12 protein-coding genes are annotated in these 15,194 nt (G+C 44.7%); 6 read left to right on the forward strand and 6 right to left on the reverse strand.

Features of this window, described 5'->3' with window-relative positions:
- Window positions 1–7: 7 nt before the first annotated feature.
- The gene (locus MHM99_RS04920) at window positions 8–259 is read right to left on the reverse strand and encodes a helix-turn-helix domain-containing protein (RefSeq protein WP_000451746.1); all 252 of its coding nucleotides are present in this window, start codon (window positions 257–259) and stop codon (window positions 8–10) included.
- Window positions 260–376: 117 nt separating this feature from the next.
- Here MHM99_RS04920 and MHM99_RS04925 point away from each other — a divergent pair, with 117 nt between their 5' ends.
- From MHM99_RS04925 to MHM99_RS04945, 5 genes are all read left to right on the forward strand, one after another.
- Window positions 377–1,024 (forward strand): LexA family transcriptional regulator, encoded by a 648-nt coding sequence (locus tag MHM99_RS04925; RefSeq protein ID WP_015066602.1) that lies wholly within the window; start codon window positions 377–379, stop codon window positions 1,022–1,024.
- A gap of 256 nt (window positions 1,025–1,280) precedes the next feature.
- Window positions 1,281–2,870, forward strand: coding sequence for a peptide chain release factor 3 (gene prfC, locus MHM99_RS04930; protein ID WP_061094535.1), 1,590 nt, complete (start codon window positions 1,281–1,283; stop codon window positions 2,868–2,870).
- Window positions 2,871–2,903: 33 nt separating this feature from the next.
- Window positions 2,904–4,634 (forward strand): arginine--tRNA ligase, encoded by a 1,731-nt coding sequence (argS, locus tag MHM99_RS04935; RefSeq protein WP_239218376.1) that lies wholly within the window; start codon window positions 2,904–2,906, stop codon window positions 4,632–4,634.
- Between the two features lie 288 nt (window positions 4,635–4,922).
- On the forward strand, window positions 4,923–5,489 hold the full coding sequence (locus MHM99_RS04940; RefSeq protein WP_014975958.1) for an NAD(P)H-dependent oxidoreductase: 567 nt from the start codon (window positions 4,923–4,925) through the stop codon (window positions 5,487–5,489).
- Between the two features lie 219 nt (window positions 5,490–5,708).
- Window positions 5,709–7,667: a sulfotransferase gene (locus MHM99_RS04945; RefSeq protein WP_239218378.1), complete on the forward strand. Its 1,959-nt coding sequence runs from the start codon at window positions 5,709–5,711 to the stop codon at window positions 7,665–7,667.
- Between the two features lie 86 nt (window positions 7,668–7,753).
- Here MHM99_RS04945 and MHM99_RS04950 read toward each other — a convergent pair whose 3' ends face one another.
- From MHM99_RS04950 to MHM99_RS04970, 5 genes are all read right to left on the reverse strand, one after another.
- A complete protein-coding gene (locus MHM99_RS04950) occupies window positions 7,754–8,428 on the reverse strand; it encodes a pentapeptide repeat-containing protein (protein WP_156086091.1) in 675 nt (224 codons plus the stop codon).
- 65 nt (window positions 8,429–8,493) lie between these two features.
- Window positions 8,494–10,344: a methanol/ethanol family PQQ-dependent dehydrogenase gene (locus MHM99_RS04955; protein WP_014948731.1), complete on the reverse strand. Its 1,851-nt coding sequence runs from the start codon at window positions 10,342–10,344 to the stop codon at window positions 8,494–8,496.
- 242 nt (window positions 10,345–10,586) lie between these two features.
- On the reverse strand, window positions 10,587–11,222 hold the full coding sequence (locus MHM99_RS04960; RefSeq protein ID WP_014975961.1) for a response regulator transcription factor: 636 nt from the start codon (window positions 11,220–11,222) through the stop codon (window positions 10,587–10,589).
- A 105-nt stretch (window positions 11,223–11,327) separates the two neighbouring features.
- Window positions 11,328–12,584 (reverse strand): DUF2891 domain-containing protein, encoded by a 1,257-nt coding sequence (locus tag MHM99_RS04965; RefSeq protein ID WP_239218380.1) that lies wholly within the window; start codon window positions 12,582–12,584, stop codon window positions 11,328–11,330.
- Between the two features lie 36 nt (window positions 12,585–12,620).
- Window positions 12,621–13,670 carry a PLP-dependent cysteine synthase family protein gene (locus MHM99_RS04970; protein ID WP_061485126.1) on the reverse strand — a complete coding sequence of 350 codons (1,050 nt, stop codon included), beginning with the start codon at window positions 13,668–13,670 and terminating at the stop codon, window positions 12,621–12,623.
- A gap of 304 nt (window positions 13,671–13,974) precedes the next feature.
- Here MHM99_RS04970 and MHM99_RS04975 point away from each other — a divergent pair, with 304 nt between their 5' ends.
- Window positions 13,975–15,189: an endonuclease/exonuclease/phosphatase family protein gene (locus MHM99_RS04975; RefSeq protein WP_239218382.1), complete on the forward strand. Its 1,215-nt coding sequence runs from the start codon at window positions 13,975–13,977 to the stop codon at window positions 15,187–15,189.
- Window positions 15,190–15,194 lie beyond the last annotated feature (5 nt).

Here is a 15,194-nt window from a genome sequence, read left to right on the forward strand (position 1 = left end):
CTAAATCCTACTGGTTACTGGCTTTCAGTTCGCTTGGGCATTCGGGGTAGATGTCCGGTCTTAACTGAGATCGGGTTACCTGTCCTTGCGTAGCTTGTTCGATGGGTAAAACGAATTCAGCGGGAACACGCCCTGATTTATTCAACCAAAACCAGACGTTTTGCTGTTTTGAGTTGATGGCTCGTGCTAATGCTGATTGCCCGCCGACCAAGTCAATGGCACGGCGGAGATGTTTTTGTGTCGTGTTGAACACTTCCATACCGTCTCCTGTTACAATAATAACTGTTACAAGATTGAATGTTACAGTTTAAACTGTAGATAAGTCAACAGTTAAAATTGTTGAAAGGCTACAGTTTTATTTGTAGAATACGGGCTTATGAAAACTTTATCAGAACGACTAAACCATGCCTTGCAGCTTACTGGGGTGACTCAGTCTGAGTTGGCTCGTCGCATTGGTATCAAACAGCAGTCGATCAGCCAGATTTGCTCTGGTAAATCGGCTAGGTCTCGTTACACCATGCAGATCGCGGAGGCGCTTCGCGTGAATGCTCATTGGCTCGCCACAGGTGATGGCGAGATTGGCTTGGGGGTCGGTAATGTAGAAGTAGGGCCTGACATTAAAGGGAGTATTCCTCTTATTAATTGGGTTCAGGCTGGGGATTGGACTGAAATAGCGGAGGGATTTGCCTTTGAAGATGCAGAGGAGTGGCGTGAAGTCACTGGGAAAGCACATGAAGGTTGTTTCGCACTGCGCGTGAAAGGCGACAGTATGGAAAATCCAAGCGGCAAAAAATCAATACCAGAAGGTGCTGTTATAGTTGTAGATCCTGATGCTCCTTACTCATCTGGTTCATTGGTTGTAGCGCGGCTTGACGATTCAAGAGAAGCAACCTTTAAACAATTAGTCTTGGATGGTGAGCAAAAATATTTGAAGCCTCTTAATCCACAGTATCCAGCAATACCGATCAACGGCAACTGCTCAATTATAGGCGTTGTTAAACAAGCTATCATCGATTTTTGGTAGCGAAGGAATTTGTGGTTTAGCCACAGTTGTTCATGAGCTGAAGAAGCAACGATTGCAAACAGCTACAACTGAGCATTGGCGCACGCTGAGAGTAAATGGTAACCGATTAGATAACCATTGATTGTTTATAAAGTCAAGATCAGCGAAAATAGCGGCCAATTACGATTAACACGACGGATTTGACAAGCGAAGAACTGAAAAGAGAGTACTTCCAAAAGTGTGTACAAATCCGTGTACAAACTAAAAGAATTTATACATGGCAAACCAAGATTTTCTTAATGAAATCAATAAGCGAAGGACCTTTGCTATCATCTCGCACCCGGATGCGGGTAAAACCACGATTACCGAAAAAGTATTGTTATTCGGACGCGCCCTGCAAACTGCCGGTACCGTAAAAGGTAAAAAGTCAGGTCAGCATGCTAAATCTGACTGGATGGAAATGGAAAAAGAGCGTGGTATCTCGGTAACCACCTCGGTCATGCAGTTTCCATATAGCGATCACTTAGTAAACCTGCTGGATACTCCGGGGCACGAAGACTTTTCTGAAGATACCTATCGTACACTGACGGCCGTTGACTCATGCCTTATGGTTATCGACGCAGCGAAAGGTGTAGAAGACCGGACTCGAAAGCTAATGGAAGTTACCCGTCTGCGCGATACGCCGATTGTAACTTTCATGAACAAGCTTGACCGTGATATTCGCGATCCTATGGAACTGCTCGATGAAGTAGAAACCGAGCTTGATATCCTGTGTGCACCAATCACTTGGCCAATTGGCTGTGGTAAAAGCTTTAAAGGTGTATATCACCTTCACCGCGACGAAACTATTTTGTATCAAAGCGGCCAGGGTCACACTATCCAAGACGTGCGCATCATCAAAGGGTTAGATAATCCTGAGTTAGATACTGCAGTAGGAAGTGACCTCGCTGAAACCTTGCGTGACGAGCTTGAGCTTGTACGCGGTGCATCTAACGAATTTGAACAAGAGCTTTTCTTGGAAGGCCAGTTAACGCCAGTATTTTTCGGTACAGCATTAGGTAACTTCGGTGTTGATCATATGCTTGACGGTTTGGTTGAGTGGGCACCTGCGCCACTTGGCCGCGAAACCGAAGAAGGGACTATCGAAAGTACCGATGGTAAGTTCAGTGGCTTCGTATTTAAAATTCAGGCCAACATGGACCCGAAACACCGAGACCGCATAGCATTCTGTCGTATTGTGTCGGGCAAGTACGAAAAAGGCATGAAAATGCGCAACAGCCGATTAGGTAAAGATGTGCGTATTTCTGATGCATTAACCTTCTTGGCTGGTGACCGTTCATTGCTAGAAGAAGCCTATGCCGGCGATATCATCGGCTTGCACAACCACGGTACCATTCGCATAGGGGACACCTTCACGTCAGGCGATAACTACCGCTTTACGGGTATTCCAAACTTTGCGCCTGAGCTATTTAAACGCATCCGCTTGAAAGATCCGCTTAAGCAAAAGCAACTGCTGAAAGGGCTGATCCAGCTTTCTGAGGAAGGGGCGGTACAGGTGTTTAGACCGCTTGCCAACAACGATTTGATTGTTGGCGCAGTAGGTGTGCTTCAGTTTGACGTGGTAGTCGCGCGATTAAAAGCCGAATACAACGTAGACGCACTTTATGAGCATATTAACGTGAGCACTGCCCGCTGGGTTTACTCTGACAATGAGAAGAAGCTTGATGAGTTCCGCCGTAAAGGTGAGCAAAACCTTGCACTAGATGGCGGCGATAACCTGACGTACATCGCACCTACTATGGTGAATTTACAGCTAGCGCAAGAGCGCTACCCTGATATTCAGTTCAAGAATACGCGCGAAAATTAAGCTAATAAAGATTAAACAAAGACACAATATATTATGAATATACATGCACTATTAGTTAACCGTTTCACTGAAGCTCTACAAGAAATGGGCGTAGAAAATGCGCCAGTGCCAGTTTCGCGCAGCGCTCGACCTGAATTTGGTGAATATCAGTTTAACGGCGCGATGGCGCTAGCCAAGCAGCTTAAGCAAAAGCCGCGCGATATTGCAGAGAAAATTGTTGAGACTGTAAAGCTCGACGATATTGCCAGCAAGCTAGAAGTGGCGGGCCCTGGTTTTATCAACGTTCATTTAAATGACGAATGGCTGTCTAATCAGTGTGAGTTGTCGCTAACCGACCCACGTTTAGGTATTGCTAAGTCAAAAGAACAAAACATTGTTGTTGATTACTCATCGCCTAACCTGGCCAAAGAAATGCACGTGGGCCACCTGCGTACTACTATCATCGGCGATGCTGTGGTTAAAGTGCTTGAGTTCTTGGGCCACAACGTTATTCGTCAAAATCACATGGGCGACTGGGGCACACAGTTTGGCATGTTGCTTGCGCACCTTTCAGACAAGCTACAAGATGAAGTGGCTGAAACTGCGCTCTCTGATCTTGAAGACTTTTACCGCGAAGCCAAAGTACGCTTTGACGAAGAAGAAGGTTTTGCCGACCGCGCCCGTGAATACGTAGTGAAGCTGCAGGGTGGTGACGCTCAGTGTCTGGCGCTATGGGAAAAGTTCATTGACGTGTCTATTGCTCACTCAGAAGAAGTGTACGACAAGCTAAACGTAAGCCTGACCCGTAAAGATATTATGGGTGAGTCGGCTTACAACGACGATTTAGCCAACGTAATCAGTGACCTTAAAGCGAAAGGCCTTGCAGTAGAAGACCAAGGTGCGCAGGTAGTATTTATACCTGAGCTTGCTGATAAAGAAGGTAACCCTGCGGTTTACATCGTTCAAAAGTCGGGTGGCGGCTATTTATACGCAACGACAGACCTTGCGGCAATGCGCTATCGCAGCGGCAAGTTAAACGCTGACCGTACGCTGATTCTTACTGACGCGCGTCAGGCACTGCACTTCAAGCAAACTGAAATTGTGGGCCGTAAAGCGGGCTTTATGAAAGAAGAGCAAACTTACGAGCATTGCCCATTTGGAATGATGCTAGGCAGTGACGGTAAGCCATTTAAAACGCGTACTGGCGGTACAGTTAAACTGGTCGAATTGCTTGATGAAGCCGTTGAGCGTGCGGGCAAACTTATCGCCGAGCGCGACAACGATTTAAGCGAAGACGAGCTTAAAGAAGTCGCTCACAAGGTGGGTATTGGCGCTGTGAAATACGCTGACCTATCTAAAAACCGCACAACTGATTACATGTTTAACTGGGACTCCATGCTAAGCTTTGAAGGTAACACGGCGCCTTACCTTCAGTATGCTTATACCCGTGTGAAAAGCTTGTTCAGAAAAGCGGGTGTGGATATGGCCACCATGCCAGTAGATATCAATATTGCTGAGAAACAAGAGCACGCGCTAGCTGTATTACTTGTGCAGTTTGAAGAGGTGATTGGTACAGTATCTCGTGAAGCCACGCCTCATGTACTGTGTACTTACCTCTATGATGTGGCTTCAGCGTTTATGTCATTCTACGAAGCATGCCCGATGTTAAAAGCCGGTATTGAGCCAGCTGTACGCGATAGCCGTCTAGCGTTGTCAGCTCTGGTTGCCAAGACGCTAGAGCAAGGATTAACCCTACTTGGCATCGAAACACTAGAAAAAATGTAGTGTTCGCGGTACAACATACATATTGATAACAAAGAGGCTGACATTGATTGTCAGCCTTTTTTTATGCGAAACATAAGCGTCAACCCTACAACGCTCGTTTGCGCTAATCGTGATCCTTATACCAGTGGGCATAGATTATTGCGTACTCAGCGAGACTTAAAATGTTCGTAATCGCGGCGTGTAACCGCAGGTACAGTGGTATAACATTTCGATTAGAACCGATTGGGCGATAGCTTCCTATAAATCAGACAACTAGAACACTACTTAAATTAACGACAGGAAACTCAAATGACTAAGATCCTTGCATTTGCAGGTAGTACCCGTAAAGGTTCATTCAACCAAGCTATTATGAAAGTTGCCGCAGAGGGCGCACGTGAGGCTGGCGCAGAGGTTACCGTTATAGACCTCGCTGACTTTCAAATGCCGTTGTTTAATGAAGATGAGGAAGCCGAGTTTGGTATGCCTGAAAAAGCACAGGCGTTCAAAGAATTGCTAATGAGCCATGATGGTTTTCTTATTGCTTCACCAGAATACAACTCAAGCTATCCCGCACTACTAAAGAATGCCATCGACTGGGCATCGCGCATGGGGGAAGGCGAAAAGCCATTACAAGCATATCGCGGTAAGGTGGCTGGAATTATGGCTGCGTCTGCTGGTGGGCTAGGCGGCATGCGCGTGCTGGTGGTACTGAGAATGTTACTTGAAAATCTAGGTACTATGGTGCTGCCGAACCAAAAAGCTATTGCGAAGGTAAATACGCTTATGGAAGATGGCGCAATTACGGATGAAAAGACGATTAAGCAGCTTAAAAATTTGGGTAAAGAAACTGCTGAGCTTGCCGCCAAAGTAAAATAGCTGAAAGTAGGTAATCAAATTTGAAGCCTACTAAATAAAGACTGGCCACCTTGTAATTGCAGTATCTATACGTGGCTAGTCTTTGGTTAATGTTCGAGGTTTTAGTTTTGTGCACGGTTAGTTGAGAGTGCTTAAATTCAACTTTTAGCGTGTTACTATAGACAAATCATTACTGCAAAATCTGCTACAGACGCACATATCTCCAAAAATAAAATATTCATGAAACTTACTCAAGAAATAATAAATCAAGCAATGCAGGCGTTCGGTGCCGGTGAATTTAGCCGAGTCATATCGACGCTTTCTCCTGTCTATGAGCAGCATCCAATGGCAAAAATGGTATATGCTACGGCACTAGGAAAGGTTGCTGAATTTACTACGTCGTTTGAAATATTTGAAAGCCTTCAGTCTGATTATCCTCAAAACACTGATGTGGCGTATAATTATGGGCTATTGCTAAAAGAAGCTGAGCGGTTTGATGACGCACAAATGCAGCTTTCAAAAGCGATAGCAATTAACCCAAACTACCACGTTGCTTTTCATGCACTTGGAAATTTAATGTCTGAGCTTGGCCGATATGAAGAAGCACAGTTAGCATATGAAAAAGCAATAGCAAAAAATCCTAAAAATATTCAGTACGGACAAAGCCTGAGTAAGTGTCTTTATCAGCAGGAAAAATGGTCTCAGTTGGTCGCGCATATTAAAAGAGAGGGTCTTCATCTAAGCGATAAACTTAGCGCTGAACTGTATACAGAAGCATGTTACAGAATTCATTCGAGAGGAGAATTAGCTAAGCAGAGTAATATGCTAAGTTCAACGTACTCAGATTCTTATTCGATCCACTATTTTTTGGCGTTGTCAGCATTGGAGTCGAAGCGTTACGTTCATGCAAAGCGTCATCTTGAAAAATCACTTTCCCTCGCTGATTCATCGGATAAAGAAGAGTTACTGACGTACTTAGACTATGTTTCTTGGCTACTCAATGCCACTAAAGACAACCTTGATGTCCTCAATAGAAAGTTTGAAAACACCGATAACATTCAGTTACTAGAGCTGGCCTTTAATATTAACGAAAACAGGCGTGAGCTAGCTGAAGCTGAGAAGTTTCTTGGCAAAATTCAATTAATTCAAGCTGAGGGCGACAAGGAGCAACACGAGTTAAAACGTTCGCTGTTGGCCTTCGCAAAAGGAGAGTTTGAAGAGGGGCTGCGAATTAACGAGCACTTCTTAGTAAAACAACCCAAAAGCCTTCCTCATCTTTACCAGAAGATTAGAACCCTTGAAAAGCTCAAGCGTTTTAGCGATGCCGAAGAGGTCATCAGGTTTATCGCACATAACGTGAATAACCTTCATTCCAGTAAATTCGCAGATTTGTCCTCTGGCGTCATGCTCAATGGTTTTGATGTATCACCTTCTCCTATCGTTAACACGTCAAGTAACAGCACAAACATTCTCTTTATTGTTGGATTTCCTCGTTCGGGAACGACATTGATAGAAAGTTTGTTACTTAAAAATGCGAATGTTGAGTTATTAGAAGAAACAGATGCTGTCGAAACCTTTTATAACCAGATGGTTGAACGCGAGATTGTTGACCCTGAGACGGGTGATATAAAGCGGACAAACCAAAGTGAACTAGACGCTTTGGCAAATGACTATCTTGAGCATTTAACGGCTTATTCTCCTAGTGTTGACAGCAATAAACTCATCGTAGATAAGATGCCGCTTAACTTCCCTTATTTACCTGCAATGTTGACCTTATTTCCTAACGCAAAAGTACTTTGTTGCCTACGTAACCCGAAGGCAGTTGCGTTGAGTTGTTTACAGTTCGAGGAAATAAACTTGTACACCGTTGAGCAATTCGCTGAGGCTTATAATAAAGTCTTCACGTGCTGGGAAAAAATGGAACCAATCTTAAGGGACAGAGCAATAAGCATTAAATATGAAGATGTTGTTGCTGACCCTGAATCTTCTATAGCATCCATATATCAGTTTTCAGGGCTGACAGAAGGGGAGACTAAGACCTTAGAAAGTAATAGTTCGCCTTTGTTCCAAACACCGAGCTACTATCAAGTTAGTCAACCAGTGTATAAGTCTTCAATGCAAAAGTATGAGAACTACCCAACGCTTTTCTCTGAATGTCCCCCTCTTTTAGATGAATGGGAGCAAAAGTGGGGATATTAAGAAAGTAAGTATGAATGGGTGTTAGTGAAGGTAATGGGCGCTGGCTATATCGAACGGCTCAATGTTTTCTTTCCACCCAATCACAGTTACCAGTTAATAGGACAGTTTATACATTCGTCCATGAAAGTGCCCTGAAATGTTGCGTAGTGGATGCGCGTGCCGGTTAGGTTCGCTCGATACAAACTTGCATCGTTCAGTTTTGCTTCCTGAATATTGGCGTTAATCAGTGAAGCACCTTCAAAGTTTGCTTTGTTCATCCAAACCCGCTCTAAGCGTGCGGCACGTAAGTTGGTGTTTACCATTGTCGCACCTGATAAACGCGCTTGGTCCAGGTTAGCACCTGAAAAGTTAGAGTTAGTAAAATCAACCCCTTGACCGAAAAGCGCCCAGCCATCTACGCCTTCTAAGTTAGCGTTGCGAACTTTTGAGCTGCGTAAATCTACGTGTTTTAAATTGGCGGTAGCTAAATCAGCGTGATCTAGGTTACTTTTCTTAAACGTCGCATAGCTTAAGTTGGCGTGCCTTAAATCTGTTTTGTTGAAGTTAACGTTGGTGAATACTGCCCCGTGCAAATTTGCATGGCTCAAATCAGCACCGCTTAAGTCTGTATCGCTACACACTGTCTTTGGTTTTATTTCACATCCGTTGATAATTTTCACGTCATCTTCGAAATCGGGAATGGCACTGGCACTGGCAGTTGCTGAATGTAGGACAACTAATAATATGGGGAGTTGTTTGGTTGCTTGAAAACGTAAGCGCATAAGAGCTCCTTAATGCCGAGAGGCGTTTTCACCGCCTCTCGGTTTGGTTTGTTGCAAAGATAAAGCTATTGTTTAGCGACGTTTTGCTTTTTATTGTGATTAGGAAGTTTAAATACCCAGAACGAACCACCTTGCGCGACAGGTTTGGTGAGTTCAGCCATATCTCCACCCCATAGAGGTACTGCACCACCATACCCTGACGCTAAGCCAATGTATTGCTCACCATCTTCTTCCCAGGTTATAGGGCATGAAATGATGCCCGAGCCCGTTTGGAACTTCCAAAGTTCTTCACCGGTTTCCTCATCGAAAGCTTTGACATAGCCATCGCCCGTTCCGGTAATAATGAGTCCGCCTTTCGTCGCCAGTACCCCAGCCCACATAGGAAGTTTCTCTTTGTGTGTCCATTTAATTTCACCTGAAATGGGGTCTACGGCACGAAGTACGCCCACGTGGTCGTCATACATGCGCTTAATTCTAAAACCCTGTCCTAGGTAAGCGGCACCTTTTTTATAGGTCACTTCTTCCGTCCAGTAGTCTTCTTTCCAGTGGTTTGCGCCCATATAGAACCAGCCGGTATTCTGGCTGTAGGCCATCGGGTTCCAGTTCTTTCCGCCCAAGAATGGAGGCGATACCTCTATTGACTTTCCTCGTTTTTCACCCGGCTCAGGCAGTGGCGGGCGCTGTCCGTCTACTTCAACTGGGCGACCCGTGTCAGGGTCAATGTGTGTGGCCCACGTAATGTTATCTACAAAGGGAAATCCTCTAATGAATTCACCGTTTTGTCTGTTAACTACATAGAAAAAGCCATTTCTGTCTGCATGAGCCGTCGCTTTTATGAGCTTTCCATTATCGTAATAGTCGAATAGAACAAGTTCATTGTTGCCAGAGAAATCCCATGCGTCGTTAGGTGTATGTTGATAGAACCATTTAACCTCACCAGTGGTTGCATCTACACCCACTTGTCCGGAAGTATAAAGGTTATCCCAATCTCGCGGATCGCCACCTTTGGCGGTGCGTTTCCATGTATTCCAAGGAGCGGGGTTACCTGCACCTATGATGATAGTGTTAGTTTCAACATCGAAGCTTGCACTCTGCCATGGTGCGCCACCACCGTGGTGCCATGCCTCGACCATTTCGCCGTTTTCATCCTTTGGCCACGTTGTCACTTCGTATGAACCACCCGTGGGTGTGCTGTCTTTTCCATTTAATCTGCCCATGTGCCCTTCAACAAATGGACGCATCCAAATCTCTTCACCGGTTTCAGGATCGCGTGCAAACAGTTTTCCTACAACACCAAACTCATCACCTGATGAACCGTGAATAAGCATGACCTTTCCTGACTTTTGGTCTTTAACAATCGTAGGTGCCCCCGTCATGGTGTAGCCTGCACGATAGTCTTCAAAGCGCTTCTTCCATTTTACTTTGCCCGTTAGCCGGTCAAGGGCAACAACGCCAGCATCCAGCGTACCGAAAAAGACTAAGTCACCATAAATTGCTGCGCCGCGATTTACCACGTCACAACACGGTCGAATCCCTTCTGGAAGGCGGTGGGCGTAGTCCCATAACTTCTTACCTGTTTTTGCCTCATAGGCGTAGATACGGGAGTAGCTACCGGTTACATAGACAATACCGTCGTACACGATTGCCTGGGACTCTTGACCCCGTTGCTTTTCATCACCAAAACTCATCACCCAAGCCGGAGATAGCATGTGTACATTTTCTTTGTTGATTTGATCAAGTCCGCTGTAACGCTGAGCTTCTGGACCCATACCATACATCAGTACGTTCTCAGGCGTCTTGGCATCATTTTCAATGTCTGCCCATGTCACGCCATCGTCCGCATATAAATGTGAACTCGTACCTAAACCAATAATTACGCTTAAGGCCAATGAAGCCTTTGAATAGAACTTAGCCATAGTTTTATTTCCACTGTTACCTTGATGTTGTGTTAACAGTATGTAACTAAGTAGAGGCCCTGATAAACGGATTCCGTCCTTCAAAATACGGGAAAAATTCCCTTAGATTGAAGTGTAATGAAAACGCTAATATATTGATTTACATGAGGTATCTTTATCATGAGACAAAGTTAGTACCAAAGGGGTATAAAAAAATACGAAAGTACAGGGAAGTTTTCCCGACCTTGTTTAGTGGCGCTTGTTTAGCTGGCAATTTTGATATAACCCTGCTTTATGGCAAGGTGAACAAACTCGGCATTTGTCTGTAGCTCAAGTTTTCGCTTGAGCTGGGTGATAACGTTTGAGACCGTCTTTTCAGAAATATTGAGGCTTTCAGCGACCTGTTTTCGGCAAAGCCCGTTGGCTATACCAAGAAATATATCCAACTCTCTTTGTGTCAGATCTGTTAAGTTGCCTCCAGAATGTGACAGGTTGAATGTAGCGAGCTCAATGGCAGTATTGTGTTCTAAATAGCGGCGGCCTTTAATGATAGATGTCACCGCGCTTATCAGTACATCAGGTTCACTTTGTTTACTAACATACCCCATTGCCCCTAGTTTCATAGCTCTATCGATGATGGAAATATCATCGAACATGCTGAACATAAGTACTTTTGCGTGCTCCCAGCGCTGAACAATATATTCCGCTAGCGTGAGTCCGCTGGTGGTTCCTAAATTAATGTCTAAAATAATGAGGTCGAAGTGGTTGGCACGAAGTGCATTTGTGGCTTGCTGCGCATTTTTTGCATTGGTGACGACAGCGCCTTCGAGTACCGAAGATAACAGTGTAGAAAAGCCTTCTCTCACTATTGCGTGATCATCAACAAGTAAAATTTCCATAGCTGCGCTTTATTCATATCACCATAGAATGAGCATGCCACGGTAGGCGTGTGAGACGAATAGCACTTTAGTGCTCATTCATCTCACACTTTAGTAGGATATAAGTTAATTCAAACCGCGCTGTGTTTCTAAGTAGCTGGCAAAGCTGCCAAGCCAATGGCTGCCCATATAGTGCATGTCACCAAACACCGCGTTGAGCCCGGCCTCACGATGTGAACTTAATGCTTTCTTAAGCACAGGTAAGCGTTTGTCACCTTCAGGCAAAGCTTGCATTATGCCTTCTATCATCCACGCTCGGCTGATGTTCAGCCCGTCTAGGTGAGCGAGTTTACCATCCGTCTTGTCAGTCACTGTAGCGGGAGCTAGCCAATTTGATGTTCTAGCTGTGAGGCTTGGAAAGAACGCTGAAAGCCATTGGCTATAGTCCTTTTTAGACATTACTCTTCGCATTAAATCAGCTTCGGCCAAACACGGTGATAAGAAATCTTGTCCCGAAGGCTCGTAGGCAAGAGGGCACTGTGTATCGTCTTGATAGTAGTCTTTCACCCTGGACGTTAACAGCGCTTCAAACTCCTTATTACCTGCTGTTTTCGCCCAATCGAACATTAAGCCAAAAGCAAAGGCGGTTTGGCTATGCTCACCCGTCCGAATTGGGTAAGCCAATTTGGGTAACCACGCGCTCACCCTGGCCACAATTTCGTCCTCGAGAGGGCGTAAAGTATTTAGCCATTTTGTTGCTTCAGGAAGGGAAGATTGACGTAGTTCAGCGGTTAGCTGCAGGAACCAAGCAAGACCATAGGGACGTTCAAATGAGGCATTGTTTTCACGCTTAAGCCTCGTCAATTCACCTTGGATATTTTTAGGCGTGAAGCTGATGTTGAGCTTTTCAATGATCTCATCCTTATCCACTGCATCTTGCGCAGTGTTTAGCATTCTTACTAAAAGCCAATGGCCATGAACCGACGAGTGCCAGTCTAAACAACCATAAAATGAAGGGTAGAGTTGATTTGGTGCCTTAACGTCATCGCCGTTATTCATCATGTGTTTCACTACATTTGGAAACTCTTGATGAATACAATGAAGCGCGAGGTTAGCAAAAACGCTTTCGTAATTGTTGTTAGGAATGTCAGTGTTGGCGGTCGCGTCTGCGGCTCGGTTAATACTAGTGTTGCTTGTGTTCGCAGTTTCAACAGTCGACGTACTGGTAGCAAAAGCAGTGTGTGCAGCAAACGCTGTGGCAAATGCAACTGTACAGCTAACAACGTTTTTTATTTTGATCATAATTTTGCGCGCTTTATCAATGAGAAGTATATCGCCAATGTATAGAGATAAACGCTTTGAATAAAGTGCTGCGCGATACATAACGCCCCAGCACTTTAAACAGCAGAAACAGGCTATTTAAGCAGGAGCTCCGATGGCCTCTAGTTTGGTGGTGTATTCAGCGAATGAGCCAATGGTCTTTTCTACCCAACCAGCATTATAGTAAGTTTCACTATACCGCTCTCCGCTGTCGCACATAAGCGTTACGATCGATCCCATTTCTCCTCGCTGCTTCATTTGTTCAGCAATACTTAATGCGCCCCATAGGTTTGTGCCGGTAGACGGGCCAGCTTTAATTCCCATGGTGTTGTTTAACCAATGCATGGTTGCAATACTGGCGGCATCGGGAACGGCAATCATGTCATCTATAACGTCATGTTGAAAAGAGGCTTCCACTTTAGGGCGTCCTATCCCTTCTATGCGGCTACCACGGGTAGCAGTAAGTGTATGATCGTTGTTTTTGAAGCTATCAAAAAACACACTGAATTCTGGATCTACCACGACAAGCTGAGAAGAGAGACCTTTGTAGCGAATGTAACGCCCTATGGTAGCTGATGTTCCACCTGTACCTGCACTCATAACCACGGTGTGTGGAATAGGGTGGGGCTCGGCTTTCATTTGCTCAAAGATACTCTCAGCAATATTGTTATTGCCTCGCCAGTCTGTAGCGCGCTCTGCGAAAAGGAACTGATCCATAAAATAACCATTAAGCTCGTGAGCTACTTTGGTTGCTTCGCTGTGCATTTGCGTAGGGCAATCTACAAAGTGACACTGCCCGCCATATCGCTCAATAAGCGCGATTTTACTTTGGGCGGTAGATTTAGGCATAACCGCAACAAACGGAACGCCAATCATTTTAGCAAAATAAGCTTCAGACACCGCTGTGCTGCCTGACGAGGCTTCTACTACAGTAGTTCCTTCTACAATTTTTCCATTACAAAGGGCGTACAGAAAAAGGGACCGGGCTAGACGGTGCTTTAGGCTGCCTGTTGGATGGGTGCTTTCATCTTTAAGATAGATATCAATATCTCTAAAGGCGATCTGCTCTAATTTGATTAAGTGCGTATCAGCCGAACGTTGATAATCTGCATTGATAATATTGATCGCTTTTGAAACCCAGCTTTTCATAACTTTCTCTCATTCACCCAAAATGCGAAACGTTAAGCGTAGTTCGCTTGACGCTAGCTGTATAAAACAAAATTAGAATATCAGTTAAGAGCGAGTATTTGATTCTATTATTTTAGTATTGGTGCTTTATAGTAAAAAATATTTCTTTTATAGGTCTCATTTATGAAAATAAATTTCTTTTTTTTCTGCAAGAGCGAGAGCATTACCATCTTGTTGATACAACGATCTTTATTAAAACAAAAAAGTTCAGATAAGCCGCTAAAGTTGCTATCTTTGCATTTCGCTTTTACTTACAGGTAACAACATGAAAAATAGGGCGCTTTTCTGTGCGATAGCTCTTTTACCCGCATTATTCGTATCTACGCTGGCTAGCTCGCAAGAAGAGCAAATGCTTAAAGTCGCAACGTTTAATGTAAGTATGGAAGCCACTAACTACAAAGCGTTGGGTATGAAGCCAAGCGATCAGGTACTTCAACACGTTCTTTCAACGGGGGAGCATAGCCAAGTTAAAAACATTGCTGAAATTATTCAACGCGTTAACCCCGATATCTTAATGTTGAACGAATTTGACTACATTGCAGATAAGCGTAAAGGGGTAGAAGCATTTGTTAAGAACTACCTGAATGTTTCACAAGACGGCCTTGAGCCTGTGGATTACCCGTATACGTATGTGGCCACAGTCAACACAGGGGAGCCCACGAAATTCGACTTAGATAACAATGGCAAAGCAGAAGGTTTTGGTGGCGATGCATATGGTTTTGGGCTTTATCCCGGGCAATATGGTATGGCGCTTTTGTCGAAATACCCTATTGATGTTGATGGTATTCGCACCTTTCAGACGTTTAAATGGCATCACATGCCTCATCCACGGGTTCCTATTATTCCCGATGAGAGCGGAAGTACTGATAAGGGCAAGCCATGGTACGACGTAGAAGAGTGGGCCGCGCTAAGGTTGAGTTCTAAGTCTCACTGGGATGTGCCGGTGAAAGTAGCGGGCAAAACCGTACACATACTTGCTATGCATCCAACACCACCTAATTTCGATGGAAGCGAGGATCGCAACGGCAAGCGCAACTTTGACGAAATTAGGCTTATGGCAGATTATCTTTCTCCGGATAAAGGGGCCTACATTTACGATGATAATGGCGAGAAAGTCAGCCTGTCAGAGAACGCGCGTTTTGTACTTGTTGGTGATTTTAACGCGGCGGATATTGGAGATAAACATCGCGAGGGTGTAATTGAACAGTTAACTGAGCACCCGTTAGTTAATAAAGACATCATTCCAACAAGCGCAGGTGGTGCAGGCGCGTCAGGTGCAGAGTTTAGTAACCGCTTTACTGCCTATTGGGGAGCCAGAGCTGACTATGTTTTGCCATCTCGATTTGGCTTCGATGTGAACGATGCTGGCGTTTTCTGGCCTGCAAAAACCAGTGACCTATATCGATTAGTTAAAGACCGCGAAGCCAGCTCAGATCACAGGTTAGTTTGGATTAGCTTGTCGTTGACCGACGATAACTAAAAACC

It is taken from the genome of Alteromonas sp. MmMcT2-2 (genome assembly GCF_022348305.1).
Taxonomy (GTDB): domain Bacteria; phylum Pseudomonadota; class Gammaproteobacteria; order Enterobacterales; family Alteromonadaceae; genus Alteromonas; species Alteromonas macleodii.

Excerpts from the sequence above, each read along its gene's own strand:
- MHM99_RS04920 (WP_000451746.1), bottom strand. The coding sequence starts at position 259 with ATGGAAGTGTTCAACACGACACAAAAACATCTCCGCCGTGCCATTGAC.
- MHM99_RS04925 (WP_015066602.1), top strand. The coding sequence starts at position 377 with ATGAAAACTTTATCAGAACGACTAAACCATGCCTTGCAGCTTACTGGG.
- prfC (WP_061094535.1), top strand. The coding sequence starts at position 1,281 with ATGGCAAACCAAGATTTTCTTAATGAAATCAATAAGCGAAGGACCTTT.
- argS (WP_239218376.1), top strand. The coding sequence starts at position 2,904 with ATGAATATACATGCACTATTAGTTAACCGTTTCACTGAAGCTCTACAA.
- MHM99_RS04940 (WP_014975958.1), top strand. The coding sequence starts at position 4,923 with ATGACTAAGATCCTTGCATTTGCAGGTAGTACCCGTAAAGGTTCATTC.
- MHM99_RS04945 (WP_239218378.1), top strand. The coding sequence starts at position 5,709 with ATGAAACTTACTCAAGAAATAATAAATCAAGCAATGCAGGCGTTCGGT.
- MHM99_RS04950 (WP_156086091.1), bottom strand. The coding sequence starts at position 8,428 with ATGCGCTTACGTTTTCAAGCAACCAAACAACTCCCCATATTATTAGTT.
- MHM99_RS04955 (WP_014948731.1), bottom strand. The coding sequence starts at position 10,344 with ATGGCTAAGTTCTATTCAAAGGCTTCATTGGCCTTAAGCGTAATTATT.
- MHM99_RS04960 (WP_014975961.1), bottom strand. The coding sequence starts at position 11,222 with ATGGAAATTTTACTTGTTGATGATCACGCAATAGTGAGAGAAGGCTTT.
- MHM99_RS04965 (WP_239218380.1), bottom strand. The coding sequence starts at position 12,584 with ATGTATCGCGCAGCACTTTATTCAAAGCGTTTATCTCTATACATTGGC.
- MHM99_RS04970 (WP_061485126.1), bottom strand. The coding sequence starts at position 13,670 with ATGAAAAGCTGGGTTTCAAAAGCGATCAATATTATCAATGCAGATTAT.
- MHM99_RS04975 (WP_239218382.1), top strand. The coding sequence starts at position 13,975 with ATGAAAAATAGGGCGCTTTTCTGTGCGATAGCTCTTTTACCCGCATTA.